25 protein-coding genes are annotated in these 22,740 nt (G+C 31.5%); 17 read left to right on the forward strand and 8 right to left on the reverse strand.

Annotation, left to right across the window (positions count from 1 at the left end):
* Positions 1-131 precede the first annotated feature (131 nt).
* Positions 132-344 (forward strand): DUF3006 domain-containing protein, encoded by a 213-nt coding sequence (locus tag ACWJKE_RS02785; RefSeq protein ID WP_216302774.1) that lies wholly within the window; start codon positions 132-134, stop codon positions 342-344.
* 84 nt (positions 345-428) lie between these two features.
* Here the strand turns inward: ACWJKE_RS02785 and ACWJKE_RS02790 are convergent, their stop codons facing one another.
* From ACWJKE_RS02790 to ACWJKE_RS02810, 5 genes are all read right to left on the reverse strand, one after another.
* On the reverse strand, positions 429-875 hold the full coding sequence (locus ACWJKE_RS02790; RefSeq protein WP_165414603.1) for an RrF2 family transcriptional regulator: 447 nt from the start codon (positions 873-875) through the stop codon (positions 429-431).
* Between the two features lie 135 nt (positions 876-1,010).
* On the reverse strand, positions 1,011-1,310 hold the full coding sequence (locus ACWJKE_RS02795) for a hypothetical protein (RefSeq protein WP_165414604.1): 300 nt from the start codon (positions 1,308-1,310) through the stop codon (positions 1,011-1,013).
* A gap of 41 nt (positions 1,311-1,351) precedes the next feature.
* Complete coding sequence (locus ACWJKE_RS02800) at positions 1,352-2,467, reverse strand: amidase domain-containing protein (RefSeq protein WP_462953809.1); 1,116 nt, start codon at positions 2,465-2,467, stop codon at positions 1,352-1,354.
* 15 nt (positions 2,468-2,482) lie between these two features.
* Positions 2,483-3,361 carry a M15 family metallopeptidase gene (locus ACWJKE_RS02805; RefSeq protein ID WP_462959141.1) on the reverse strand — a complete coding sequence of 293 codons (879 nt, stop codon included), beginning with the start codon at positions 3,359-3,361 and terminating at the stop codon, positions 2,483-2,485.
* A 387-nt stretch (positions 3,362-3,748) separates the two neighbouring features.
* On the reverse strand, positions 3,749-4,618 hold the full coding sequence (locus tag ACWJKE_RS02810) for an SDR family oxidoreductase (protein WP_462959142.1): 870 nt from the start codon (positions 4,616-4,618) through the stop codon (positions 3,749-3,751).
* A gap of 407 nt (positions 4,619-5,025) precedes the next feature.
* On the opposite strand from ACWJKE_RS02810, the gene ACWJKE_RS02815 reads away from it, so the two are divergent.
* Positions 5,026-6,300 (forward strand): DEAD/DEAH box helicase, encoded by a 1,275-nt coding sequence (locus tag ACWJKE_RS02815; RefSeq protein ID WP_216302777.1) that lies wholly within the window; start codon positions 5,026-5,028, stop codon positions 6,298-6,300.
* 318 nt (positions 6,301-6,618) lie between these two features.
* On the opposite strand, the gene ACWJKE_RS02820 is transcribed toward ACWJKE_RS02815, so the two are convergent.
* Complete coding sequence (locus ACWJKE_RS02820) at positions 6,619-6,879, reverse strand: glutaredoxin family protein (protein ID WP_165414609.1); 261 nt, start codon at positions 6,877-6,879, stop codon at positions 6,619-6,621.
* A 238-nt stretch (positions 6,880-7,117) separates the two neighbouring features.
* Between ACWJKE_RS02820 and ACWJKE_RS02825 the strand changes: the two genes are divergently transcribed.
* From ACWJKE_RS02825 to splB, 5 genes are all read left to right on the forward strand, one after another.
* A complete protein-coding gene (locus ACWJKE_RS02825) occupies positions 7,118-8,170 on the forward strand; it encodes an AI-2E family transporter (protein WP_216302778.1) in 1,053 nt (350 codons plus the stop codon).
* Between the two features lie 4 nt (positions 8,171-8,174).
* Positions 8,175-9,035, forward strand: coding sequence for a methyltransferase domain-containing protein (locus ACWJKE_RS02830; protein ID WP_216302779.1), 861 nt, complete (start codon positions 8,175-8,177; stop codon positions 9,033-9,035).
* A gap of 136 nt (positions 9,036-9,171) precedes the next feature.
* A complete protein-coding gene (locus ACWJKE_RS02835; protein WP_462959143.1) occupies positions 9,172-9,651 on the forward strand; it encodes an LURP-one-related/scramblase family protein in 480 nt (159 codons plus the stop codon).
* Positions 9,652-9,790: 139 nt separating this feature from the next.
* Complete coding sequence (locus tag ACWJKE_RS02840; RefSeq protein WP_165414612.1) at positions 9,791-10,024, forward strand: hypothetical protein; 234 nt, start codon at positions 9,791-9,793, stop codon at positions 10,022-10,024.
* A 256-nt stretch (positions 10,025-10,280) separates the two neighbouring features.
* Complete coding sequence (gene splB / locus ACWJKE_RS02845) at positions 10,281-11,291, forward strand: spore photoproduct lyase (RefSeq protein ID WP_216302781.1); 1,011 nt, start codon at positions 10,281-10,283, stop codon at positions 11,289-11,291.
* Between the two features lie 222 nt (positions 11,292-11,513).
* Here the strand turns inward: splB and ACWJKE_RS02850 are convergent, their stop codons facing one another.
* Entirely contained in the window at positions 11,514-12,920 is a 1,407-nt protein-coding gene (locus ACWJKE_RS02850) for an MATE family efflux transporter (protein ID WP_253198152.1), read from the reverse strand.
* A gap of 229 nt (positions 12,921-13,149) precedes the next feature.
* The gene (aat, locus tag ACWJKE_RS02855) at positions 13,150-13,818 is read right to left on the reverse strand and encodes a leucyl/phenylalanyl-tRNA--protein transferase (RefSeq protein WP_220319536.1); all 669 of its coding nucleotides are present in this window, start codon (positions 13,816-13,818) and stop codon (positions 13,150-13,152) included.
* Between the two features lie 220 nt (positions 13,819-14,038).
* On the opposite strand from aat, the gene ACWJKE_RS02860 reads away from it, so the two are divergent.
* The 10 genes from ACWJKE_RS02860 to secD all read left to right on the forward strand — a co-directional run bounded on the left by ACWJKE_RS02860 (position 14,039) and on the right by secD (position 22,736).
* A complete protein-coding gene (locus ACWJKE_RS02860) occupies positions 14,039-14,815 on the forward strand; it encodes a hypothetical protein (RefSeq protein ID WP_216302783.1) in 777 nt (258 codons plus the stop codon).
* A gap of 206 nt (positions 14,816-15,021) precedes the next feature.
* Entirely contained in the window at positions 15,022-15,621 is a 600-nt protein-coding gene (ruvA, locus tag ACWJKE_RS02865; protein ID WP_165412779.1) for a Holliday junction branch migration protein RuvA, read from the forward strand.
* A 23-nt stretch (positions 15,622-15,644) separates the two neighbouring features.
* Positions 15,645-16,643, forward strand: coding sequence for a Holliday junction branch migration DNA helicase RuvB (gene ruvB, locus ACWJKE_RS02870; protein ID WP_216302839.1), 999 nt, complete (start codon positions 15,645-15,647; stop codon positions 16,641-16,643).
* Between the two features lie 83 nt (positions 16,644-16,726).
* Positions 16,727-17,752, forward strand: a complete 1,026-nt coding sequence (gene queA / locus ACWJKE_RS02875; protein ID WP_462959144.1) for a tRNA preQ1(34) S-adenosylmethionine ribosyltransferase-isomerase QueA — start codon at positions 16,727-16,729, stop codon at positions 17,750-17,752.
* A gap of 25 nt (positions 17,753-17,777) precedes the next feature.
* Positions 17,778-18,902: a tRNA guanosine(34) transglycosylase Tgt gene (gene tgt / locus ACWJKE_RS02880; RefSeq protein WP_216302785.1), complete on the forward strand. Its 1,125-nt coding sequence runs from the start codon at positions 17,778-17,780 to the stop codon at positions 18,900-18,902.
* A 133-nt stretch (positions 18,903-19,035) separates the two neighbouring features.
* The gene (gene yajC, locus ACWJKE_RS02885) at positions 19,036-19,326 is read left to right on the forward strand and encodes a preprotein translocase subunit YajC (protein ID WP_165412775.1); all 291 of its coding nucleotides are present in this window, start codon (positions 19,036-19,038) and stop codon (positions 19,324-19,326) included.
* 92 nt (positions 19,327-19,418) lie between these two features.
* Positions 19,419-19,787 carry a TIGR04086 family membrane protein gene (locus ACWJKE_RS02890; RefSeq protein WP_165412774.1) on the forward strand — a complete coding sequence of 123 codons (369 nt, stop codon included), beginning with the start codon at positions 19,419-19,421 and terminating at the stop codon, positions 19,785-19,787.
* Between the two features lie 68 nt (positions 19,788-19,855).
* Positions 19,856-19,996, forward strand: a complete 141-nt coding sequence (gene scfA / locus ACWJKE_RS02895; protein ID WP_165412773.1) for a six-cysteine ranthipeptide SCIFF — start codon at positions 19,856-19,858, stop codon at positions 19,994-19,996.
* Between the two features lie 56 nt (positions 19,997-20,052).
* Entirely contained in the window at positions 20,053-21,417 is a 1,365-nt protein-coding gene (gene scfB / locus ACWJKE_RS02900; protein WP_220286580.1) for a thioether cross-link-forming SCIFF peptide maturase, read from the forward strand.
* A gap of 80 nt (positions 21,418-21,497) precedes the next feature.
* Positions 21,498-22,736: a protein translocase subunit SecD gene (gene secD, locus ACWJKE_RS02905; RefSeq protein WP_216302787.1), complete on the forward strand. Its 1,239-nt coding sequence runs from the start codon at positions 21,498-21,500 to the stop codon at positions 22,734-22,736.
* Positions 22,737-22,740: the final 4 nt, after the last annotated feature.

The raw sequence follows: 22,740 nt of genomic DNA on the forward strand, positions 1-22,740 counted from the left end.
CAGGTGAAAAGTATCACAGTGATGGTTGTAGATACTCAAAGAAAAGTAAAATGCATATGAATTTGAATAATGCAAAAGCGGGATATGAACCATGTAGCGTTTGGGGGGCACCTCGTTAAGGAGTTGATTGTATGAAAATAATAATAGATAGATTTGTTGGCTGTTATGCAGTATGTGAAAAAGAAGATAGAACTATGATTGATATTAAAAGGATTAAATTACCTCATAGCGCTAAAGAAGGAGACGTACTTAGTATTGATAATGGTTTGATTACTATTGATACAATGGAAACTAAAAAAAGAATCAGAGAAATTGAAAAATTAACTGAAGATTTATGGGAATAGAATTAATCAAGGTGTTCTTTTATGTTAATGAAAATAAATGAAGAATAACAGCACCGGGATTTCCAAAGTGCTGTTATTCTTCATTTATATTATAAAGTCTAAGATATACTCATCATTTAGACTTTTATATTTTTCTACAAGATCTTGTAGCGTTACTGAATCCATAACTTTATTAATTTGTTCATTAACCTCTTGCCAAACTAGAGTGTTTATACAAACTTTTATGGTTTTATCAACACCTAAGGCACCACCATCATCTCCAGTAATATCTAAATCACCTTCAAGGGTTCTTAAAACTTCACCTACTGTGATTTTTGATGCTTCTTTTGATAGGGTATAACCACCCTGGGATCCTCTTGCACTTTTTACAAGATTAGCCTTTCTAAGTACTGAGAACACTTGTTCTAGATAATTTTCTGAGATTGACTGCCTTTCAGCGATAACCTTTAAGGGTATATAGTCTCCAAATGAATGCACAGCTATATCAACCATTGCCCTTAAACCGTATCTTCCTTTAGTAGAAATATTCATGGTAAGTTAATTCTCCTTATCTACACTAAAATATACATATTATGCATAATATAATATTTATTCATCAAACTATATACTACTATATTGAAAAGAATAAGTCAACTTAACCATGCCACAACGACACTTTCTGGGGAACTATAAATTTTCGAATTCATTTAATGTCTTTAATTTGCTCTCAACTTTAGCCTTTTCACTTCTTATATTATCTAATTGCTGTATTAGTTTTTTATTTTCTACTTTTATGTTTTTGGTTGAATTGTGTTTAAGACCTGTTTCTGAAAGTTCTAATGTATATTGAATTTCTTGCTCAAGCTTGCTTTTATAAGTTTCCTCAAATTCCTTCTCTACCTCAGTTAATTCTTCATTTAAAGTTGTTTTCATACTATCAATAACCTGCCTAGTAACTTCTGATTTAATTTGTTCTTCAGTTTTCATGATTATTTACCTCCTTATAGTTTATTGTTTTAATATTTTTGTTAATAATGAACTCTAACTAACCAAAATTTAATGTTTTTATCGCTCCATCCAAGATCCCAAGGAACTTTATTTCTATCAGAATTATGACAGCTGACCAAGGAGTATCCTCTTGAATCAGATCCTGTAACAACAGAAATATGAGTTATGTCATTTTTCTTTTCATAGGCAACAAAATCTCCTGGCAGTAGATTATAACTAGCTTTATATACTTTGTCATAGCTGCCATAGGAAATTATTGATGCTCTACCACTATATAGCATATAGTTTTTAAAACCATCCGCATTTAGCCAAGATCTTGTTGCTCCATTTTTGTCGTAGTTCCAAGCAGGATTTTTTCTGAATTTACTTCCTTCTAAAAGAATTTGTGATGCAAAGTTTGCACAATCACCACCTTCGGGATTATAATTTCTGTACTTTTTATTATACTTGTATTCGTATTCTGCAGTGCTTGCAGCCCCGCAATATTTATCAGCATATTCTATAGCACTTACTCTTCCTTTATCTATGGCAGATAGATCTCGTGCGCTTTGGGATAGTATAAATTTTTTTATAGAATCTGCCTTAATATTATCTAAGTTTAAAGAGTTTGCAAAAGGGTCTTTATACCATTCTTTAGAAATTACCCAAGAACCATCTTTACTCATAAGTTGTAAATTGTGATAGGTTCCAATTCTAGACGTATTTTCTAGTCCGGGCTGATTTTCATATTCATATTTATATTCTGTGGAGCATAATAAATAAACTGAAAGATTATTATTGCTACCTTTAATATTTTTTACAATTACAGTTGGTATAATATGTGTAAACTTAACTCCTTGTTTTTCTGCCCAATTATTAATATACTCCATCTTTCTTTTTTCATATTCATATGCCCAAGTTCCATATTTTGTGTCCATATTATAAAGTGACTGTATTAATTTTAAATCACCGCTAAGTAGGGCTTTGTTTCTTTTTTGAAAAATTTGATCTATATAACTAGTAACTTCTTTTTTTGAATCATCCGTAATAGCATATGTGTAACTATTGCTATATAACTGTATTAATAAAAGAAGTATGATAAATATAAGTAATCTACTTCTAGATAATTGTAACTTTTTAATTTTACAAAAATTCATAATATTATACTCCTATTATTTTATTAATGCATTGATTCTATCAATTGCATTCTTTATAGGCACTTGTTGCCATGGTGCACCTTCATACCAAGCATTTTTTGAACCTACATTGCCTGTAAAATAGCGAGCTTTTAAAATGATTTCAGGTCTATACTCGAAATGTAAGATATCAAAGTGTGACCATTTACCACCCCAAACAAAGCCATTATTTTCAAAAACTTTTACAAGCTCGTTCGGATATGAGGATAATCTGTTTTCACCTGCTTCTTTAGATGCCCATTTCCAATAATCACTTTTATCACTAGCAAGATCAATAGCAATACCAAAAGAATGAGGACTTAATCGATTTGTACCTGCAATTACGCGATAATTAAAAGTTCCACTACAGGGAAGAAGACATCTTCTTACATTTTGGTTTCTTTCTGAAAGAGGAATTAGCTCACTCATAACAGATTGCAGTGAATCGGATGCACTACTACTATTATTGAATTGAAAATTACTATAACCTACTTTGACTTTTGTAAGTTTGGATTCTACAGCTTTTTTTGAAGTGCCATAAACTTCTGATAATAAGTCGTAGGACCGAAAGCGACCAGGATCAAAATTAGACTCCATAATGCTTTTAACAGGAGAAAGGGGATAAATTTGATCTAACGTGTCTTGAAGATCTGGGTTTGATAGTTTTTCTTGTGAATTTTTCTCTTTCTTGTCGTCATAGCATAACTTTTTTCCAGACTTCATTATTAAATATACGTGTCCATTATTTTCTTCAATATTTGTAATATATTCAGGATAAGCTATCATTAGGCAGAGTAGGTCTTGCTTCATTATTATGTTATACTTATTAGCGTTTTGATCTGTAAAAGTAAAATTTGTAGCCGAGGTTATTGTCATATTGCAAATATTAAGAAGTAAACTAACAAAAAGTGTGAAAGTAAAAATTTTGATTTTGATAATATCTTCCTCCTTAAAAAATAAATTATTTTAAGAAATTTTTAAAAAATATACAAGGATCAAATTACTTATTAATAATACTATTGGTATATATATTTGCCAATGTACTATTATTATATGTGTGGATATATTAACAAATTAAGTGAAGCTATTTCCAATAGAAATAAAATAATTATAAATTTTAAAAAAATTGCAAAAGGAGAGAGGTAGAAATAAAGGTACCACAAAGCGAACAAAATAGGCCTCAAAAAATTGACGCCTATTTTGTATTTTCCTATTTAGTTATGATAAGAAACATGCCACTTGTAAGCTGGATGATACCAGGTATTAACCATTTATAATATTGCCTCCATTTACATGAATAGTTTCACCGCTTATAAATGAAGAACCTTCGGAAGCTAAAAACACATAAGTTTCAGCGAGTTCTACAGGTTGACCTGGCCTTCCCATAGGAGTGTTGCTCCCAAATTTACCAACCTCATTTGCGCTAAAGGAAGACGGTATAAGAGGTGTCCATATGGGGCCTGGAGCCACTGAGTTAACTCGTATTTTTCTACTTGCTAATGAAAGAGCTAAAGAACGGGTGAAGGTAACTATTGCTCCCTTAGTTGAGGAGTAATCAATTAAGGTTTCGTGGCCTTTGTAGGCTGTAACCGATGAAGTATTTATAATAGTAGCACCCTCTATTAAATGGGGTAATGCAGCTTTAACCATATAAAACATGGCAAAAATATTTGTTTTAAAAGTTTTCTCTAGTTGCTGCTTTGTAATATCTTCAATACTATTTTGGGGATGTTGCTCACCGGCATTGTTCACAAGAATATCTAATTTGCTAAATTCTTTTATTATTTTATTTACAGCATCATTGCAAAAGGTATCGTCTCCTATATCTCCGGCAATTAAAATACACTTTCTACCCTTTGCTTCAATAAGTTTTTTTGTCTCTTCTGCATCTTCATGCTCATCAAGATATACTATGGCTATGTCAGCTCCTTCTCTGGCGTATGCAAGAGCAATTGCTTTTCCAATGCCACTATCGCCACCTGTAATTAAGGCAACTTTATTCATTAATTTTCCAGAACCTATGCAATTTAAATTTTCAAAAATAGGTCTTGGATTCATAAGCGTTTCTAATCCTGGTTGTTTATCTTGTTTTTGCTCAGGTACGTTCATAGGGTAATTAAAGTTTTCATTCATATAAATGTCTCCTTTTGTAAAAAAAATATTTTGTAGATATAGTTTGTGGTAAATTAACATTTATATTCAACATTATTTATGGAAAATAGAAGAATAGCAACAAGAGTCGAAATATGTTATAATAAAAAAATATGAGTGCAACGAATAGTTGAATTAAAACAGTTATAAGATTGAAGTTGATATAAAAGAAACATATTTATTTATACATCATAGACCTACAAAGTCGGAGCTAAATGAAGAAAAATCAGCCTAAATATGCTCATATCACTAATAAAAGGGTGGTTTCTTAGATGCAATATAATCATGTAAGAAAGTTGTTGTTTCCAATTTTCGGGAAAATTCATAACAGGATATCAGTGATTTGTGACATTTAAAGTCAAAGACAGCCACTTCCAAAGGAGAAAAAAATGTTATTCGAAGACTTAAATCTTATTACACCAATAAACAAGGCTTTAAAAACTGAAGGTTATGTGCAACCTACGCCTATACAAGAAGCTGCAATTCCTACTATATTGGAAGGAAAAGACTTTCTAGGCTGTGCTCAGACAGGCACTGGAAAGACAGCGGCTTTTGCTATTCCTATACTGCAAATTCTTTGTGGGAGGCAAAAAGTTATAAAGGGACCTAAAAATATAAAGGCCTTAATACTCGCACCTACTAGGGAACTAGCAATTCAAATTGGAGAAAGTTTTACAGCCTATAGTAAACACATGAATCTTACTAGTGCAGTTATTTTCGGAGGCGTATCACAAAAAAAACAAACTGATGCTTTAAAAGATGGAGTAGATATTTTAATTGCCACTACTGGTAGATTACTCGATTTAATGCAACAGAAATACATTAACATACACCATGTGGAAATGTTTGTACTTGACGAGGCAGACCGTATGCTTGATATGGGATTTTTGCGTGACGTAAAAAAAATTATAGCGCAACTACCTAAAATTAGACAAACTATGTTATTTTCAGCGACTATGCCACCAGAAATCTCAAAGCTAGTTGATTCTATTCTTGTGGATCCAGTAAAAGTAGCAGTGACACCTGTTTCATCTACCATTGAGCTTATTGAACAATCAGTATATTTTGTGGATAAAAAAGATAAGAAACCGCTACTTATTCATTTGCTAAAAGATAAGTCCATAGTTTCTGCCTTAGTATTTTCAAGAACAAAGCATGGTGCAAATAAAATCACGAAGGACCTTAACAATGTAGGAATAGAAGCACAAGCTATTCATGGTAATAAATCTCAAAGTGCTAGGCAACTTGCTTTAAATAATTTTAAGTCGGGTATAACAAGAGTATTAGTCGCAACAGATATAGCAGCGAGAGGTATTGATGTTGATGAATTATCTCATGTAATCAATTTTGATTTGCCAAATATACCAGAGACTTATGTTCATAGAATAGGAAGGACTGGTAGGGCAGGACTTGGTGGAGTTGCACTTTCGTTTTGCGATGAAGAAGAAAAACCTTTTCTTAAGGATATTCAAAAGGTTATATCAAAATCAATACCAGTAATTGAAGATCATCCTTATCCTGCAAGTAATGAACCTGTAATAGCAAGTAATGATAAGGCAAATAAACCTTCAACAAGAAAGCCTCAACAATCAGGCAATGCTAGAAGAAATGGAAGAAATCAGGGCGGGAGTCAGCAGCCTAAAAATTTTAGATCAACAAGATAAAAAACATAAAGCCAATGATTATATAAAATAATCATTGGCTTTACTAATCCATATAAAATATGGATTTATAACTCCGTATTTTAATTTTCATACGGAATTACTTAGTAGTCCCCATTTTTAGCCCCAGCAATATTGCCTACGCTTAAAATTACAAGTGGTTTACTTATTAACATAACTAACATCTCCCTTTTATAAGTTTAATGTTTGTTTGTCGACTACAATAATAGTATATCCCGCGATTAAAAAGATATACATGAAATTAAAAAAATGTAAGAAGATAATTTAAAATTATCTTCTTACATTTTTAGTTTATTAAAATTATTTTAAGGCCTTTTCAAATATACCATTAATAATATTTTTAGAGGCAACGCCTTCATGAACTTTAACTCCGTCAACATAGTAGGTAGGGACATAATAGTATGTATATTGTTTTGCTATATCCGGTTGAAGCTCTTCATCAATTATTTTAATATCAATACCAGCGTATTCTGGATTTTGTTTTTTTATAGCGTCCATCCAAGTAAGTGCTTTTTTACAATATGGACACCATTCAGTTACAAACATAATTACAGGTTTCATTTATTATCATCACCAAACTTTCTTATTAGTATATATATTATACACCATTTTTCTTATTCTTCGTGTATTATAAAATTTTAAATTTAGTACATAGTAATTAATAGAAATAAGTTAAACAATTTGATATAATGAAATAGCCGAAAAATAATTTATTATAGCGAAAAAATTAAAATAATGTTTAAATAAATCTCAATAAATTTTAACAAAAAACAATAAAAAAGATGAAGGAGCGCCTTAAATGCAAACAATAACACAGTTATTTAATAGAAAAACCGTAGAGAAAATGCTATTGCTTTTAGCAATAATATTATTTGCATATTTAATAAGATCCATTTTTAATTTGATTCTATTAACATTTATGATTACTTATTTAGTGAATAGTCTACAAAGTTTATTAGTTAAGCAAATTAACAGAGTAGTAAAAGTAAATCCAACTATTATTACTATAATTATATATATGTTTATGACAGTAACAATAGTCCTTCTAGCAGTAAAATATATACCAATTGCTATTTCTGAAAGTATATCTATTTTAGGCAAGATGGAATATATTAATTTTTCTGAAAATACAAAAGGATTTACGAAGTATTTAGCACCGATGTTTAATCAAATTAATATTGCAAATTATGCTAAATCGGGTATTCAAAGTATTATGATTTTTGTAACTAATTTTGGAAAATGGAGTTTTAATTTTTTTATGGCACTTTTACTAAGCTTAGTATTTATATTAGAGAAGGACAGCGTGTTAAAATTTGTACATAAGTTTAAATATAGTAAAGTATCTGTGGCATATAATTATTTGAGCTATTTTGGTAATAATTTTTTAAATTCCTTTGGTAAAGTAATACAGGCTCAAATAATGATAGCCATTGCAAATACAGTATTATCAGTGATAGGATTAACTATAATGGGATTTCCGAAATTATTCGCTCTTGCATTTATGATATTTATTTTAAGTCTTATACCAGTGGCGGGGTTATTTATTTCGCTAATTCCCCTATGTTTAATTGCTTTTAAAATGGGCGGGTTAGTTAAAGTAATATTTGTGCTTATTATGATTTTTATAATTCATGCTATTGAAAGTTATATTTTAAACCCAAAGTTTATGTCTGATACCACCAATCTTCCAATATTTTTTACTTTTGTAACATTAATAGTGTCAGAGCATTTTATGGGAATTTGGGGTCTGCTCCTTGGAATCCCAATATTTATGTTTATATTAGATTCAATTGGAGTAGAGTTTAGCGAAAAAACCATTCTAAAATTAAAGAAAATTAAAGAAAGGCAGTGATTTTGTGACAATAGAAAATAAAGAATCTATATTAAAATGTCCCGTATGCAACTTAAGTTTAAAAAAGTATGAAAAACAATATGTATGTTTAAATAATCATAGTTATGATATAGCAAGTAAAGGACATATTAATCTTTTGCTTGCTAATCAAAAGAAAACAAAAGACCCTGGTGACTGCAAAGAAATGATGGAAGGGCGTAGAGACTTTTTAAATAAAGGGTATTATCACACTTTTTCTGATAAACTAAATGATGTAATAATATCAAATATAAATGGAAATAATATAAATATACTTGATGCTGGGTGTGGAGAAGGATATTTTTTATGCAGATTAAAGGAAGCCATACATAGAAAAGAAGCTAGCTACACCCGAAATAAAGAAATTGATTTTTTTGGCGTAGATATTTCGAAAGCTGCAGTTACTTATGCAACTAAGAGAGATAAAAAAATAAAATTTATAGTAGGTAGTAATTTTAACCTACCCATAATGCCAGGCACTATAGATATCATTATAAGAAATTTTGCACCCTCAGATGAGACTGAGCTTAATAGGGTTCTAAAGGATAACGGTAAGCTAGTTGTTATAACTCCTGGAGTTCAACATTTATATGGTTTAAAAGAAATATTATATGTAAATGCTAGAAAACATGAGGAAAAAGTAACAACATTTGATGGATTTAAGTTAACTCAGAGCGTGGAAGTTAAGTACAGCATCGATGTCGGAAATGCTGAAGATATAAAGAGTCTTATTGCAATGACTCCTTACTATTGGACTATTGATAATGCAATGAGAGAAAAAGCTAATGATACCTCAAAGCTATCAACTTTGCTCCATTTTAATATAAGTATATATGAAAAAAATTAACCGTATCCTCCATTTGAACTTCTTAGTTTTATTGATAATGCATGTAGGTTTTGGTAAAATCAAATTAGAACTAATGGAACTATATTTATAATGTATAATAAAATATATAGGAATAAATGTTATTGGGGGAGTTTGTGTGAAGTTTTATATCCGAGAAAAGATATTCTCAATAGGTGACAGTTTTAGTATTAAAGATGTTTCAGGTAATGATGTATTCAATGTAGAAGGAAAGATTTTCACATTTGGAAATAAACTTAGAATTTATGATATGAATAATAATGAAATTATATACATTGAGCAGAAGTTATTTAAGTTACTGCCGGAATATAATATATATTTAAGCGGAAACTATGCTGCCAAAGTGAAAAAAGAATTCACTTTATTTAGTGATAAATTCCATATAGAAAGCGATATGGGTAATTACGAGATTGAAGGAGACTTCTTTGCTCATGATTTTTCAATAGTGAAAAATGGTAGTATAGTTGCGCAAATAAACAAAAAATGGCTTTCGTGGGGAGATACTTATGAAATTGCCATCAATGAAGAAGAAAATTATGCGTTTACCTTAGCAATGGTAATTGTAATTGATCAAGTATTGCATGATAATAAAAAATAAAATAATGGGTAAATATCATAAATATTCGATTTCTAGAAGACTTTTAAAAAAAAACTTATTAATTTAATTAGAAATGATTTATTGATGTTATTTAAGATGATATAATGTATTTGATAAATAAGAAATTTGAGGTGCATCCATGACTAATGATGAAATGTATAAACGTATAATAGCTATGACTAGTGTTAAAACTGCAAAAAGCTTTATTAAGACTTGTGATATAAGTAAAGGGGACCTAGGCAAGCTTTGCAAGAAATTTAACATATTTGTAGAAGGTAAAGCTACTAAGGAAGAAATGATTGATAGATTTATAGGAGAAACCCTTGGGAAAAAATTAAAAAATAAGGTGATCAATAAATACAACACTAGATAAAAAATATTAAGTTTGTAAAATCACTGAAACATAGGGAGAACGGTATATATTTATTATACCGTTCTCCCTATATTTTGGTTACTATGGTAAATATAAAACCGCGGTTTTATTATGGAATCAGTAGGTGCAATAATTATTGTGTGCTTTTAAGTGATAATAAGTAAGAAATAAGAAATAAGAAATAAGGAAGACTATAAAGGAGCTGAGATGTATAAATAACTTTGTTTAATAAAATAATACTTATGAGGTGAGGATAATGGAGTTATTTATACCAGACATTGCATATATAGATCCTAAAGTTCTGAAATATGATGCAGCAAAAAAAGTTATAGAGCACTTAGAAAGCTTAAAGGTACCCATAGTTAATTCTAAAAGAGTAATAATAGATTGTGGATCACCTGAAAAAAATTATGCAATGTCTAAAAAGGTTGTTCTTTTTACGATAAACGGTCAAAAAAAATTATCGAGTTGCAAACCATCTGCTGATTATCAATTTTCACTATCAAGTTCATGCCCTGCAAATTGTGAATATTGCTATCTTCAGACTACTCAAGGTGAAAAACCTTTCATGAAGATTTTTATGAATATTGAAGAAATTTTAGAGAATATACAAACTTATATAGAGGATAACAAGCCGAATATTACAACCTTTGAATGTGCAAGTATAACAGATCCCATTGCGCTTGAACACTTAAGTGGGAACTTAAAAAGATGCATAGAGTTCTTTGGAGAAAGTTCCAATGGTAGATTGAGGCTTGTAACGAAATTTAATGATGTTGATCCATTTTTAAAGCTAAAACATAACAAGCACACAAAATTCAGATTTACTTTAAATTCGCGTTATGTAATAGATAATTTCGAACACAATACTTCTAGTTTTAAGGAGAGAATAGACGCAGTTAAAAAAATTGCTGCTGCTGGATATCCAATAGGATTCATAATTGCACCTATCATGATATATGATAATTGGCGTGAGGAATATAAGGAGTTATTTGAAACACTAAAAATAGCACTAGGTGATTATACTGGGGAAGTAAGCTTTGAACTTATTCAACATAGATTTACTAAAGCGGCAAAGGAGTTGATAGTTCAACGATTTAAAAATACTAAGCTTGATCTGAATGAAGAAAAAAGGCAATTGAAATGGGGGCCGTATGGAAAATTCAAATATGTCTATAAAAAACCAGACAGCGAGGATATTAAAAATTATATCTCAGAACTTATAAATAATAATTTTAAGCAGGCAATAATTGAATATTTTACTTAGTATTCTTTACCAAAGATAAGATGGTAGCATACTATTAAGAGTAGTGTTGATTTCTAACATAATAAAAGACTGCACTATTATATTATGAACGGCACCCTGCACAACGTGCAGGGTGCCGTTCACTTTTTTTAGATTCTGACTCTATAGTGTATATTGTATAATATTCGATAGCTTTTGTTTTTGTAATAAAATAAAAGCTATCGAATGGAGCGTGATAGTATGTCAAATTGGCGGATGCATAGAAATATCATCTTTGAGATAATTCTTTATAAGGAATAAGCTCAACAATAAGGTAATCACTTCTGCACACGGAATAGTTAACCAAACTCCTGTCATTTGCAGAAAATGCGGAAGAATGAAAATCAAAGGGATAACAGTAATAAAACCTCTTGCAAGAGAAACGGTAAATGCTTTTGCAGGTTGATTAATAGAAGCAAAAAATGAAGACGTTAGAATATTAAAACCCATGAAGAAGAAGGAAATAAAATACAGCCTTATACCTTGTGTCGCCATATCAGCAAGCGCAGCATTATACTCCTTGTTAAACAGTTGGATAATAACATTCGGGTAAACCGCCCCTGCAATATAGAAAGCGAAGCCAATACAAAATGCAAGTATCACAGCGTATCTGAATACTTTCTTTATATTGTCTTTATTTCCTGTACCGAAATTTATACTCAAAATGGGTTGTATACCCTGTGCAATACCAGTAAAAACAGCGACAACAATTAAAGCAAGGTTAGCGATAATTCCATATGCTGCAACGCCGATGTTTCCGATGAGATTTAAAATTTCAATATTGAACAAAAGTATAATGAGTCCTGAAGATACCTCGGTGAACAAAGACGGTAATCCGAGCGAAAATATTTTTTTTACATACTTCTTTTGTAAGGATGTTTTTACTAATTTAAAACGGTTTTTCTTCTGTATAAGATGGATAGACAGTATGCCAATACTTATGATAGGGGCAAGACCTGTCGCAAATGCGGCGCCGAACATACCAAGATTCATGTGAAATATAAAAATATAATCAAGAATGACATTGCCAAAGCTTCCTGCAAGCATGGCAATCATCGAGAGCTTCGGATTGTTATCATTCCGTACAAAACAAACAATCACAGTGTTTACCATAAAAGCACAGGAAAATAGCAGTATTGTTCTTAGGTATGAACTTGCCATTGGCATTACCTCTGCATCAGCACCTAGCAGTCTCGCAATATCACCAGAGAAGAATGCTCCGACTGCCGTAAATAGGAACCCAAAGGCAAGAGCCATATAGATGGTTTGCGTAAAGGTCTTGCTTGCATTTTTGAAATTTCCCTCTCCGCAGAGGATGGAATACCTTATGGCACCTCCCATGCCGAGCATTAAACCGATACCATTCACAAGACTATAAATAGGCAATACTAAATTCAATGCAGTTAAACCGTTATTACCCATATTTCTTGATACAAATATCGTATCTGCCAATATGTAGAAAGACAACCCTATCATGCTGATTACATTTAACAACACATATTTAAAAAATAATTTATTAATGCTTGTATTAGTTTTTGTTTTCATACTTTTACATATCCCCTTTTTATTAATTATTTTATGTTTAATGCTTGTATTAATTTTAGTTTTCATACTATAATCCTCCTAACAAAAAAAAGCATTAGGCGATTCATACCCTAAGACCTAACGGCATGAATTCCTAACGCTTATGATTTCAGTACATTTATCCGGTGACAAAAGTACCTAAGCAATATTTATTTAATCATATTATAATACTTGGAGTTTGTCAATGCGTTTCCATGCTTCAGTGTTTCTGTTTGTAAGAAGTTTTAGAGCTTGAATAATTAAGGAATTGTGCAACTTAAAAGCACAATTTTAAAGGGTTTATTGAAATTTCTTTTTTCATAAGTTCCAAGAATTTTTCTCTTGGAATATAAACTGCTCCTAAACTTTCCAAATGAGTTGTATGAACCTGACAGTCAATCATAGAAAATCCTTTTTCTTCCAATGATTTGCCTAGAGTAGTAAAGGCTACCTTAGAGGCATTATCCATAGTTGAAAACATTGATTCACCAAAAAAACATTTTCCTATACTTATGCCGTATAATCCACCAACTAACTTATCTTTGTACCAGGTTTCCACTGAATGGGCATAGCCGAGTTCGTGAAGCTTGCAGTAAGCTTCAATCATTTCATTTGTAATCCATGTACCTGTTTCTTTTCTTGTATTAGAACAATTACATATAACATCTCTGAAACAAGTATCAAAGGAAACCCTATATGTACTCTTTTTAAGTAGTTTTTTCATAGAATGTGAAATTCTAATATCTTTTGGATAAACAATAAATCTTGGATCAGGTGACCACCAAAGTATAGGCTCGTCTTCTGAAAACCATGGAAATATTCCATTAGAATACGCAAGTAGTAATCTCTCGGGAGATAGGTCGCCTTCAATGGCTAAAAGTCCATCCGCGTCGCTTAGAGATGGATCTGGGAATACTAAATCATTTGATAATCTATAAATCGTCATAATAAACTCCTTTCAAGGTATATATTAATATTGCAGCTCCGAAGGAGATGATTTAATTACATAAACTAAGGGTCTGTAAAATTTATTATATACTATCTGTCTCATTGATACATACATTTCACCTTTATGATTATAGGAAATTGATATTTAAGTTATATTTTTCAATTTATTGAATGAATACCCCCTTATATGGACATAATTTCAAATAAGGAGTGGTAATATGAAAAACAGAAAAATTTTATATTCAATATTTACAATAATTTTAATAACTTTCGTTGGTGCTAACTATTCTCTTAATCACTATATGAATAAAAATGATTTAAAGCTTGAAGCTTGTGGCAAATTGCCATATTTAAAATTCACTGCGAAAAGTATTAATGATAATGACAAAAATAATTTAATGCAAACGTCCGTGAATACTAAATTGGTTAGGGTATCTCAGGATACAAAATTTATGTTTAAGATTAGATATAAAGACAATGAAGTTAGAAATATGGTGCTCGAAAAACAATTTAATGGTTCGGATGTGCTAAACAAAAAAACACAGTTAGAACTTAATGAATTTTTTAAAAACCAAGGTTACACAGTTTTTAGTATGAGTAATGATGAAATAGTTTTTGTTAATAATAGTAATAGGTACAGTTACAATGCTAACAGGTATTTTTTGGGAGTATATGAGGACCTTGTAACAATTTATAAAACAGATGAAAATGGAGACATAACAGCTCATAAACTATTTAATTCAAATGTTTATATAGCAAATGGTAAACAGCAGAAATATGACTTTGAAGCTCGAGACAAAGGGGAATTACAATATGTCAAGATAGGTGATTTGAAAGAGAAAGATGGCTTGGTGGATGACCTAATTCGCGGTAGAAAATATAGTAAAGACAGTGATGGTAGTAAGGATGCGGAAGAAAGCGCCGAATATGAAAAAGGAGAATTTAAAACACCCGAAAAGGCTTTTGATTATGCTAGGGGTTTATTAAAGTCTTAACATCCTAATGTGAAATAAAAAAATATGTACTAAAACCTTAAGAAAAATGTATTTCTTAAGGTTTTTTGGCTTATTATTTATTTTCATGCATCTTAATTATTGAATTAATACCGTTTAGGTGGTAAAGTGTTATGTAGCCTTTATAAAAATGTGATGATAGCAATTAATAATTTATATTCACGAAGAAAGCATCAAGGAGGAAATATATGTACGAATATATAAATGGAATTTTTGTAGGCATTAATAAGGACTATATTGTAGTAGATAATAACGGCATGGGTTACAAAATATATACCTCTGGAAGTACTATGGCAAAGATGCCCAAAACTAACGAGCATGTATTATTATATATAAAACAAATTGTTAGAGAAGATTTTATTGGACTATACGGATTTCTAACAAAAGAAGAGATAGAGATGTTTAGCCTTGTAATTAGTATAAATGGAGTTGGGTCAAAAGCTGGCTTATCATTACTTTCTATTTGCAGTGTTACAAATTTAAAATATGCGATTGTGTCGGGAGATGAAAAAACTTTAATACGGGCACCTGGAATAGGCAAGAAAATTGCTCAAAGAATAATTCTAGAGCTCAGAGAAAAAATTCATATTGAACAGTCAGCAGCTAACACTTTATCACAAATTTCAGGTAGTAATTTAGAAGATGATAGAAAACTTATAGAGGTTTTAGGAGCGCTTATTTCCCTTGGATATTCTGAAAAGGAAGCAGAAAAAGCATTAAAAGCTATAAGTAAAGAACAATCACTTGAAAATATGATTAAAGATTGTTTGAAATATTTGATGAACTAAGGTGGGAGTACACTATGGATGATATTGAGGAAAGAATTATTACTTCATCGGTCATTGAAGAAGATATGGAAGCAGAGTATTCGCTAAGACCCCAAAAACTTAGAGAGTATATTGGTCAACCAAAGATTAAAGAAAAATTAAATATATTCATTAAAGCAGCTCAAAATAGGGAAGAAGCTCTTGATCATGTGCTTTTATATGGTCCTCCTGGGCTTGGTAAGACAACACTTGCCAACATTATTGCAAAGGAAATGAAGGGTAACTTAAAAGTAACCTCCGGGCCCGCGATTGAAAGAGCAGGGGATTTGGCAGCTATTTTAACTAGTTTGAGCGATTATGATGTTATTTTTATTGATGAAATACATAGACTTAATAGAGCTGTAGAAGAAATATTATATCCTGCTATGGAGGATTATGTTTTAGATATTGTAATTGGAAAAGGAGCTTCAGCAAAATCTATAAGACTAGATTTGCCTAAGTTCACACTTATTGGTGCAACTACCAGGATTGGACTATTAACAGCACCTCTTCGTGATAGATTTGGTGTGCTAAGCGCCATGGAATATTATACGCAAGGTGAGTTAAAAGAGATAGTAATTCGTTCTGCATCTATTTTAAAAGTAGATATTACGGAAGATGCTGCAATTGAAGTTGCAAGACGTTCAAGAGGCACTCCGAGAATTGCTAATCGTTTGCTTAAGAGGGTTCGCGATTATTGTGATGTTAAGGGGAATGGAATTATTGATTTGAATTTAGCAAAGTCTGCTTGTGAACTTCTTGAAATAGACGACGAAGGATTTGATAGAATAGATAATAAAATGCTTGAAGCTATTATAGATAATTTTAATGGGGGACCAGTAGGCATAGAGACCTTATCTTATTTTATAGGAGAAGAATTAGGAACTTTAGAAGATGTCTATGAACCTTATTTAATTCAAAAAGGATTCATAATAAGAACCCCAAGGGGGAGGATGGCTTCTAATAAGGCTTATCAACATTTGAATAGGCCTTTTAAAAAATAGAATAAGCATAAAAATCTAAAACAATTCACAGTATTTAATGATGAAGTTTGAATGATTTTTGCTAGAGAAAGGATGTAGTTTTTTTGAAAGTAAAGGATTTTTATTTTGACTTACCAAAGGAGCTTATTGCTCAACATCCAGTTGAAAAAAGGGATGAGTCAAGGCTTATGGTAGTTAATAAAACAAATAAGGAAATACAGCACAAACAGTTTAAAAATATAATAGAGTATTTAAACCCAGGAGATTGCTTAGTGCTAAATGACACCAGAGTTTTACCAGCAAGGCTTTTAGGAATGAAAGAGGAAACAGGAGGTAAAATGGAATTCCTGCTCCTAAAGAGAATAGATGTTAATCACTGGGAAACCTTAGTTAAACCGGGTAAAAAAGCAAAGATGGGAGCTAGGTTTGTTTTTGGAAATGGAGAACTAAAGGCAACAGTCATGAGTGTTTCTGAGGGTGGAAGTAGAATAGTGGAATTTGAATTCGAAGGAATTTTTGAAGAGGTTTTAGATAAACTCGGAGAGATGCCGCTACCACCATACATAACTGAAAGATTAGAAGATAAAGAAAGATATCAGACTGTATTTTCAAGAGCTGCAGGATCTGCAGCAGCCCCTACTGCAGGACTCCATTTTACAGATGAGTTGCTAAGTCAAATTAAAGCTAAGGGTGTTAAAATTGTATTTGTAACACTTCATATAGGTCTGGGTACTTTTAGACCTGTAAAAGCCGCAACAGTGGAAGAACATGAAATGCATTCAGAGTACTATATGCTTAGTAGTGAAGCAGCAGCGATAATTAATGAAGTAAAAGAGACGGGTGGCAGAGTAATTGCAGTAGGTACTACATCTAATAGAACACTCGAAAGTATAGCAGATGATAATGGCAGAGTAGAGGAAAAATCCGGATGGACAGATATATTTATTTATCCAGGATATAAATTCAAAATTGTTGATGCAATAATAACAAATTTTCATTTGCCAGAATCCACGTTAATAATGTTAGTTAGCGCTTTTGCGGGCCAAGATTTAATTATGGGTGCATATGATATGGCAGTAAAAGAAAGATATAGATTCTTTAGTTTTGGAGATGCAATGTTTTTATATTAATTATTGTATAGAAAGTAGGGTAAATATGTATAAATTACTTAAGAAAAGTGGTAAAGTAAGACGTGGTGAGTTTACAACACCTCATGGAACTATTCAAACACCTGTATTTATGAATGTGGGAACTCAGGCAGTTATTAAGGGCGCTGTTTCCACTATGGATTTAAAAGAAATCAACTGCCAAGTAGAATTATCTAATACCTATCATTTGCACTTAAGGCCAACAGATAAGGTTATAAAGCAAATGGGAGGACTTCATAAATTTATGAATTGGGATAGACCTATTCTTACAGATTCCGGTGGGTTTCAGGTGTTTTCTCTATCTAAAATGAGGAAAATTAAAGAAGAAGGAGTTTACTTTAATTCACATATTGACGGGAAAAAAATATTCATGGGGCCAGAAGAAAGTATGCAGATACAAAGCAATTTAGGATCTACTATTGCCATGGCTTTTGATGAATGTATATCAAACCCATCTACTAGAGAATATGTAGAAGACTCAGTAGCAAGAACTACAAGATGGCTAATTAGATGTAAGACTGAAATGGATAGATTAAATTCTCTTGAGGGCACCATAAATAACAAACAGATGTTGTTTGGAATAAATCAAGGTGGTATTTGTGAGGATATCAGAACAGAACATGCTAAAACAATTAGTAAAATGAACCTAGATGGTTATGCTATAGGAGGACTTGCAGTAGGGGAGACTCATGAAGAGATGTACAGAATCATTGATGCAGTTGTTCCACACTTACCACAGGATAAACCAATATATCTTATGGGAGTGGGATATCCAAGTAATATTTTAGAAGCAGTATCTAGGGGAGTAGACTTTTTTGATTGTGTATTGCCAGCAAGAAATGGTAGGCACGGAAATGTTTTTACGAGTGATGGTAAAATAAATATAATGAATGCTAAATTTGAGCTGGATAGCGCTCCGATTGATGAAGGATGTCAATGTCCTGCTTGCAGGCACTATACAAGAGCCTATATAAGACACTTATTTAAGGCAAAAGAGATGCTCGCCATGAGGCTTTGCGTGCTTCATAATCTATATTTTTATAATAAACTTATGGAAGACATTAGGGATGCCATTGATAATGATTGTTTTGAAGAGTTTAAGGCTGAGAAACTTGCTCAGTGGAATGAGTAAATATAATTATTTACTATAATATGATTAACCTATAAATGTACTAAGGGATGTTGTGGTTCTTTAGGGATTAAGTTTATGGGAAATTATTTTATTATAAGTTTAAAAAAAATTTATTGAAAGGAGGGGAACATAAATGGGACAATTCGGTTCTTTAATATCTATAGTGTTAATGCTTGCGGTATTTTATCTAGTAGTATTTATACCAGAAAACAAAAGAAAGAAAAAATATGCTACACTTTTAAATAATTTAAAATTAAATGATGAAGTAATGACTAAGGGCGGTATAATGGGAAAAATAATCAACATTCAAGATGACTACATTATATTGGAAAGTGGTCCAGACAGAGCTAGAATTAAATTATCAAAAAGTGGAATAGGCACAGTTATAAATTTAAACAGTGATGAAGTAGTAGAGAAAAAGTAGAAAATTAGTAATAAACCCCCCTTTTTAATCATAATTAATATTATAGATTTCAATGAAAACAATATTGAAATCTATAGTAAGGGGGGATATACATGGAAAACAAAAAAAAATATTCTTATGCTGCAGAAGGAGTATTTAGGGCTGCAATTTTAACCTTAATTATATTAGTGATTTATTCTATAATAACAACCTTTTTACCAGCTAGCATGAAGGTAACATCCGTTTTTTACATTGTAATAACATTAGTCAGTGTGCTTTATGGATCTGTATTTGCTGCAAAAAAAGCTGGAGAAAAAGGTTGGCTAATGGGTATCATGGTGGCAGCTACTTACATGTTAGTTTTATACCTAGTTAAAGTAGTTGGTGGTGGAAGCACTGCTATAGGTATGAGGGAAGTAGTAAGAACAGCTTTAGCTCTAGGCACAGGTGCTTTTTCAGGAATGCTTGGAATAAATCTATAAGAATACTTTATTTAGCTAAGATATTATGATATAATTATGCAGAAACTTTACGATATGGAGGAATAATAATGAAACATATAAGAACTATAAACAAATCAAGCATTAAAGAAAGTTTGAAAAAACCAGGATGCAAAGAATGTGCTAATTCATGCCAATCAGCATGTAAAACTTCTTGCACAGTAGCAAACTTAGCTTGTGAAAACGAATAATATTAATGTGGCAGTAACTTAAGGTTACTGCTTTAAATTTGTTAGGAGGAATAAAATTGTCATTAATTCATAAATATATCCAAAATGGAGAATACTACGTAATAGATGTAAATTCTGGAGCGCTACATGTAGTCGATGAAATAGTTTATGATCTTTTAGATGAGGTTTCCCTTGGGGAAAAAGAAGAGTTAATAGAAAGTTTAAAAGATAAATATAATGTAGAAGATATTGAGGAAGCGTATAGTGAAATTCAAAGTTTAATACAGGAAGAAATGCTATACACAAAAGATTTATATGAATCAATTGCAAAAGAAAGTGGACAAGCGGAGTCGTACATAAAAGCTTTATGTCTTAATGTAATACACGATTGTAATTTAAGATGTAAATACTGTTTTGCTGATGAGGGTGAGTATCATGGCGCTAGAGAAGTAATGTCAGCGGAAGTTGGAAAGAAAGCAATAGATTTTGTTCTGGAAAAATCTGGAACGAGAAAAAACATTGAGATAGATTTATTTGGTGGAGAACCACTCATGGCTTTTGATATGATAAAAGAAGTAGTGGAATATGCTAAAGTGCAAGAGAAAAAATATAAAAAAAGTATAAGATTTACAATGACAACTAATGCTACATTACTTAATGATGAAATCATGAAATATATGGATGAAAATATGGGCAATATAGTACTTAGCATAGATGGTAGAAAATCTGTTAATGATAAGGTTAGAGTAAGAGTTGATGGAAGCGGTTCCTATGATAGAGTACTTCCTAACATCAAAAAAATGGTTGATATGAGAGATAAGTCAAAAGCTTATTATGCGAGGGGAACCTTTACCAGAGGAAATACTGACTTTTTTGAAGATGTAAAACATATGGCAAATTTAGGGTTTAAAGAAATATCTATAGAACCAGTAGTGTTACCAAAGGAACATGAACTTTCAATTAGAGAAGAAGATTTACCAGTCATTTTTGAGCAATATGATAAATTATATACGGATATGCTTCAGAGACATAAGGATGGAAATGAATTTAAATTTTACCATTTTAATATAGATTTAAAAGGTGGACCATGCGTCTATAAGAGAATTTCTGGATGCGGAGCGGGTCATGAATATATAGCAGTTACCCCTAAAGGAGAAATATATCCTTGCCATCAATTTGTTGGTAATAAAGATTATATACTGGGCGATATATATAATGGAATTACTAATAAAAAAATTGTGCAAGAGTTTAAAGAAGCACATATTTACAACAAACCTACATGTATGCAGTGCTGGGCCAAATTTTATTGTAGTGGGGGATGCCAAGCAAATAACTTTAACTTTAACGGAGATATGCATATTCCTTATGAACTTGGATGCAAGATGCAAAAGAAAAGGATAGAATGTGCTATAGCTTTAAAATCAAAAACTATGAATAAGTAGAATTATTTTGACAAATATTGACTAAATTAGTTAATTATAATATAATTCACTTATGAATATGCAGCGAAGGGGTGATAAAGATGAAAAAGAAAAAAAGTATGATGCTTTTTCTGACTAGTGTTTTAGTTGTGGGGGTATTGGCATTTGCAGGTTTCTATGGACTTGAAATAGGAAATTATAGGTTTAAACCATTTACTGAAACAATAAATAAAGGGTTAGATCTACAGGGTGGAATTTCTGTCTTAGAAGAAGTTCAAGGTGGGAAGGTTGATTCAAAAACATTGGACACAACAATTGAACTTATATCTATGAGAGTCAACAAAATGGGAGTTAGTGAGACACTAGTTGCCAAAGAAGGTGATAATAGAATTAGAATTGATATACCAGGAAAATTCGATTCTAAAGAAATTCTTGATACTGTTGCAAAATCAGGAGAGCTTAAATTTGTTGGTCCTGATAAAGTGACAATTCTTACTGGTAAAGATGTAAAAGATGCTACTGCATACATAGGTCAAGATAATAAACCTACTATAGGGCTTGAACTTAAGGAATCAGGGAAGAATAAATTTGCAGTAGCTACAAAGAAGTTTTTAGGACAGTCAATTACTATTTATATGGATGATGAGGTGCTAACAGATCCTACAGTAGACTCAGTTATAACAGACGGTAAGGCTATGATCTCAGGAACCAAGACATTAGAAGAAGCTACAACAAAATCTCAAATTATTAAATCAGGAGCATTGCCTGTAACTTTAAAAGCTGTTTCCGTTAAAACAGTTGGAGCTACTTTAGGTAAAAATGCATTGCCATTAAGTATGAAGGCTGGAGCTATAGGAATATTAGTTATATTAATATTTATGCTTTTATATTATAGAGTACCAGGTATGATTTCAGGTATATCTTTAATTTTATATGTGGTTTTAGTTCTTGGAGCATTCTCAGCCATTAATGCCACTTTGACACTTGCAGGGATAGCGGGATTCTTACTTACAGTTGGTATGGCAGTAGATGCTAATGTGTTAATATTTGAAAGAATAAGAGAGGAACTTAAAACCGGAAAATCAATAAAAGCCTCTGTAGATGCTGGTTTTCATAGAGCATTGTCATCAATATTAGATTCAAACATCACAACTATAATTGCCGCCTTAGTTCTATATACAGTTGGAACAGGCACAGTTAAAGGGTTTGCACTTACATTGATGATTGGTATAGGTATAAGTGTATTTACAGCACTTACTAGCACTAAATTCTTATTAAAATTAGCTGTCGAAATGGGACTACTAAGTAAGACATCTCATTTTGGCGTGAAAAGGGGGTAAGCAT

It is taken from the genome of Clostridium sp. CM036 (genome assembly GCF_055081135.1).

Bases quoted from the DNA above. Each gene is read 5' to 3' on its own strand.
- ACWJKE_RS02860 (WP_216302783.1), top strand. From the start codon at position 14,039: ATGAAAAACAGAAAAATTTTATATTCAATATTTACAATAATTTTAATA.
- ACWJKE_RS02820 (WP_165414609.1), bottom strand. From the start codon at position 6,879: ATGAAACCTGTAATTATGTTTGTAACTGAATGGTGTCCATATTGTAAA.
- ACWJKE_RS02815 (WP_216302777.1), top strand. From the start codon at position 5,026: ATGTTATTCGAAGACTTAAATCTTATTACACCAATAAACAAGGCTTTA.
- ACWJKE_RS02795 (WP_165414604.1), bottom strand. From the start codon at position 1,310: ATGAAAACTGAAGAACAAATTAAATCAGAAGTTACTAGGCAGGTTATT.
- ACWJKE_RS02810 (WP_462959142.1), bottom strand. From the start codon at position 4,618: ATGAATGAAAACTTTAATTACCCTATGAACGTACCTGAGCAAAAACAA.
- ACWJKE_RS02785 (WP_216302774.1), top strand. From the start codon at position 132: ATGAAAATAATAATAGATAGATTTGTTGGCTGTTATGCAGTATGTGAA.
- splB (WP_216302781.1), top strand. From the start codon at position 10,281: ATGGAGTTATTTATACCAGACATTGCATATATAGATCCTAAAGTTCTG.
- ruvA (WP_165412779.1), top strand. From the start codon at position 15,022: ATGTACGAATATATAAATGGAATTTTTGTAGGCATTAATAAGGACTAT.
- ACWJKE_RS02840 (WP_165414612.1), top strand. From the start codon at position 9,791: ATGACTAATGATGAAATGTATAAACGTATAATAGCTATGACTAGTGTT.
- ACWJKE_RS02850 (WP_253198152.1), bottom strand. From the start codon at position 12,920: ATGAAAACTAAAATTAATACAAGCATTAAACATAAAATAATTAATAAA.
- ACWJKE_RS02805 (WP_462959141.1), bottom strand. From the start codon at position 3,361: ATGACAATAACCTCGGCTACAAATTTTACTTTTACAGATCAAAACGCT.
- aat (WP_220319536.1), bottom strand. From the start codon at position 13,818: ATGACGATTTATAGATTATCAAATGATTTAGTATTCCCAGATCCATCT.
- yajC (WP_165412775.1), top strand. From the start codon at position 19,036: ATGGGACAATTCGGTTCTTTAATATCTATAGTGTTAATGCTTGCGGTA.
- ACWJKE_RS02890 (WP_165412774.1), top strand. From the start codon at position 19,419: ATGGAAAACAAAAAAAAATATTCTTATGCTGCAGAAGGAGTATTTAGG.
- ACWJKE_RS02800 (WP_462953809.1), bottom strand. From the start codon at position 2,467: ATGAATTTTTGTAAAATTAAAAAGTTACAATTATCTAGAAGTAGATTA.
- ACWJKE_RS02825 (WP_216302778.1), top strand. From the start codon at position 7,118: ATGCAAACAATAACACAGTTATTTAATAGAAAAACCGTAGAGAAAATG.
- ACWJKE_RS02790 (WP_165414603.1), bottom strand. From the start codon at position 875: ATGAATATTTCTACTAAAGGAAGATACGGTTTAAGGGCAATGGTTGAT.
- secD (WP_216302787.1), top strand. From the start codon at position 21,498: ATGAAAAAGAAAAAAAGTATGATGCTTTTTCTGACTAGTGTTTTAGTT.
- scfA (WP_165412773.1), top strand. From the start codon at position 19,856: ATGAAACATATAAGAACTATAAACAAATCAAGCATTAAAGAAAGTTTG.
- tgt (WP_216302785.1), top strand. From the start codon at position 17,778: ATGTATAAATTACTTAAGAAAAGTGGTAAAGTAAGACGTGGTGAGTTT.